We start from the raw sequence: 3,276 nt of genomic DNA, 5'->3' as shown, positions 1-3,276 counted from the left end.
ATGGTCATCTTTGCCATTCTCCTGATGTACAGCAGGAGTTTCATAAAGCGCACCAAGTCAACTGAGGCAGTGTACTGATACGATGCGCGGGCCACGAACACTATCGCCCATAGGCAAAGCGCTGAGCTACCTGGTGCTGAGCTTGTTTGCTCTGTTTGCGCTCTACCCGATCCTGTGCGTCTTTTCGGTGTCGTTGCGTCCTGGCGACCGGCTCCTGAGCAAGTCGTTGGCGATCATCCCGGCGGACGCTACGCTGCAGTCCTACCAGCGTTTGCTACTCGAGGAGCCATTCTTGCGCTGGATGGCCAACAGCAGCCTGGTTTCGGCGGTGGTGACATTGGTTGGCGTCAGCTTGGCTGCCACCGCGGGCTATGCCTTTTCCCGCTATCGCTTCGTTGGGCGCGACCAGGCCATGGTGGCCCTCATCACCACGCAGATGTTCCCGGTGACCATGCTTCTGTTGCCGCTGTTCATCGTCCTCATCAAACTCAAGGCTTACGATTCCTACTGGGCACTGATCATCGCCTATTCGGCCACTGCGCTGCCTTTCACCACCTGGCAGATGAAAGGCTACTACGATACTATCCCCTTTAGTCTGGAGGAGGCCGCCGCCATTGACGGGTGCTCGCCGCTGCGCACCTTTTGGCAAATCGTGCTGCCACTTGCGGCACCGGCCTTGGTGATCACCGCGCTCTTTTCCTTCATGACCGCCTGGTCAGAGTATCTGGTGGCCAATGTGCTCATCCAGGACCAGGATCTTTTCACTCTTCCGTTGGGTCTGAAGATGTTCCAGTCCAACATGGAAGTGGCCTGGGGACTCTACTCGGCGGGGGCAATCATCGTGAGCATTCCGGTGGTGGCGCTGTTCCTTTTCTTGAGCAGATGGCTGGTCTCGGGACTGACCTTGGGAGGCGTCAAGGGGTAAGGGTCGGTTGGTGAGAGAGTGAGCGGCAAGAAGGGGGAAAGGTGATGGCGATGGAGGATCAGGAGCAACACATTGCGGCCCCTGCCAAGGCCGGGCCACGCTGGTGGTGGCGGTGCCTGGTGGCTCTGCTGGTGGTGTGTGCCTTGGGCATTGCGACGGTTGCAGGTGCGTTGTGGTGGCTGCTGCGAGACCTGCCCGGAGAAGAGGCCATCCGCGCCTATCGTCCTGCCACCGCTACCGAGGTGCACGACGTTCAAGGACGATTCATCCTCTCCGTGACCGCCGGGGTCAGTCGTCTGTGGCGGCCGCTGGCCCAGATCTCGCCGTGGCTCGTCAAGGCCGTCATCACCAGCGAGGACGACACCTTCTTCCAGCATGAGGGGATCCGGCCGGAGATGATCAAGGAGGCGCTGGCCAAGGACTGGAAAGCCCGGCGCTGGGCACGGGGCGCCAGTACGATTACCCAGCAGCTGGCCAAAAACGCTTTTCTTTCCAAAGAAAAGACCCTCACGCGCAAGCTGCGCGAGCTGGTGGTGGCGCGGCGGATGGAGAAGGTCCTTTCCAAGCAACGCATCCTTGAGCTCTACCTCAACGTCGTGGAGTGGGGGGATGGTGTGTACGGCGCGGAGGCGGCAGCGCGCTACTATTTCGGCAAACCGGCCAGTGCCATCACCCTTCCTGAAGCAGCGATGCTGGCGGGAATGCTCCCCAATCCGAAGTACCGCAATCCGTTTCTGCGCTTCGAGAAGGTCATGGGGCACCAACGACGGGTGCTGCACCTCATGCGCAACAATGGGGTGATTAGCGCCGAGGAGTACCAGGCTGCCCTGGAGACACCAGTGGTCCTCAATCCTGAGGGGCCGAAGGCGCTGCGGCGCAGCTTGGCCAGGAGTGGCAACTGCTTCGAGGACCTGCTGGTCCGCTACCTGCGCAACAAGCTGGGTGAGGCGCGGCTCCTCTCGGGTCGTCCCGTGTCACTTGCTCTCGACCTGGAGGTCCAACGAGCAATGGGGTCGCGCGCCCGGGGTGAGGGGCCGCTCATTGTGGCGGCCAGGCGCCACGGGCACATCGTGGCCTTTGCCTGCGTGGACTCGACCGATGCCGAGAGGCTTCTGCGCGTGGAAATGCGCGAGGTTGAGGAGGAAGCTATCTCGGCGGGCCTTGACTCCACAACCTCGGCGCTGTCGGATCCTCTCCACGATTGCGCACTTGAGGTCATTAGCGACGAGGACTTGATGCATGAAGACTTGCTCTTGCAGCCCTCCAGAATGCGGGGATAAGGTGCGCGGCCTGTCGATTTTCCCCGGCCGCGCGATGGTACTCCTGGTCGCCGCGGCCGTGGCCTGCGCGGTCGCCATTGCCGCGTGTAGCTCTGCGCGGCGGCTAAGCGACAAGGCCGAGCATCAGTCACGCCTGGAGACCTTTCATCGCGCCTTAGGCAACATGACCCTGGTGGGCGACTACCACGGCGCCATGGGCCTGGCGCAGGAGATGTTGTTCCTGGACAGCACTTTCCTCTATTTGGACGACTATCACCAGCTCTACCAGTGCGGGGTGCGCACCGGATTGGTGAATACGGCCTCCGTTGCATTGCATTTTGGCAGGTGGCGCGCCTCCCGCCTCAAGGACCCCAGCAAGCGCGACGCCGCTCTGAGCGCGTTCGAAGGGTGGCTTGCCATGCTCCGTCATCGCGCAGCTGCGGGAGAAGTCACAGTGCTGGACGGGCATCTCGGGGACCTGCTCAGCCAAGGTGTTGATGCGTTTCCTTGCCTGCCGGTGGGCGGTGTGGCAGCAGTACAACGCCGCGTCAAGACGCCCCGCGGCTACCAGGTGCCGCCCGGAGTGGTGACCGTGCAAGTCACAGTCAATGAGCAGGGCCGCGTGGTGGATTGCGCCGTGGTCGGCCCGCTCGCGCCGGTGGCTGACCAGGCCGTGATTGAGGCCGCCTACCGCAGTTCGTTCTTCCCCGCTTTTGTCAAAGGGAAGCCGGTGGGCGCCACGGTGCTGGTGGAAGTGCCGGTACGCGCCCAGAGCCAGCGCTGAGTCAGCGGATGCGTGAAGCCCACCCCGGTGGGTGAGTCGCGGACGCAAAGCGCTCGCTTCCGAGAGCCTATCCCGCCGAGTCGGTTTCGCGTCCTAAGCAGAATCCCGATGGAACAAGATTCGCAGGAGGAGGAAGATGTCAATGGGCAGGGCTTTGAGAGCATGGATTCTTGGACTAATCTTCCCCTGCCTTGCCAGTGCCGGCTACCGGAGCCTGGGCGAGGTCAAAGGGAGCTCCTGGCAAGGGAATCGCCTCACTCTCGTTTGTGGCGGCCCGCGCGTGCGCATTACCGCGCTCGCCTCTGACG

3 protein-coding genes are annotated in these 3,276 nt (G+C 62.3%); all 3 read left to right on the top strand.

All coding sequences use genetic code 11. The features are described from left to right. Window positions 1–82 precede the first annotated feature (82 nt). The 3 genes from H5U38_16060 to H5U38_16050 are packed head-to-tail and all read left to right on the top strand — an operon-like array spanning window position 83 to window position 2,968. Entirely contained in the window at window positions 83–925 is an 843-nt protein-coding gene (locus H5U38_16060; protein MBC7188539.1) for a sugar ABC transporter permease, read from the top strand. 44 nt (window positions 926–969) lie between these two features. Next, window positions 970–2,205: a monofunctional biosynthetic peptidoglycan transglycosylase gene (gene mtgA, locus H5U38_16055; GenBank protein ID MBC7188538.1), complete on the top strand. Its 1,236-nt coding sequence runs from the start codon at window positions 970–972 to the stop codon at window positions 2,203–2,205. Further along, on the top strand, window positions 2,165–2,968 hold the full coding sequence (locus H5U38_16050) for a TonB family protein (protein ID MBC7188537.1): 804 nt from the start codon (window positions 2,165–2,167) through the stop codon (window positions 2,966–2,968). Before mtgA ends, H5U38_16050 begins: the two co-directional genes overlap by 41 nt. The last annotated feature ends 308 nt before the right edge of the window (window positions 2,969–3,276 follow it).

The sequence above is a fragment of the Calditrichota bacterium genome, from assembly GCA_014359355.1.
GTDB lineage: Bacteria > Zhuqueibacterota > Zhuqueibacteria > JANLFK01 > Oleimicrobiaceae > Oleimicrobium.
This window is presented reverse-complemented; position numbering and strand designations above follow the sequence as displayed.

Coding starts and splice junctions, on each gene's coding strand:
- H5U38_16060 (MBC7188539.1), top strand. CDS start 83: ATGCGCGGGCCACGAACACTATCGCCCATAGGCAAAGCGCTGAGCTAC.
- mtgA (MBC7188538.1), top strand. CDS start 970: ATGGCGATGGAGGATCAGGAGCAACACATTGCGGCCCCTGCCAAGGCC.
- H5U38_16050 (MBC7188537.1), top strand. CDS start 2,165: ATGAAGACTTGCTCTTGCAGCCCTCCAGAATGCGGGGATAAGGTGCGC.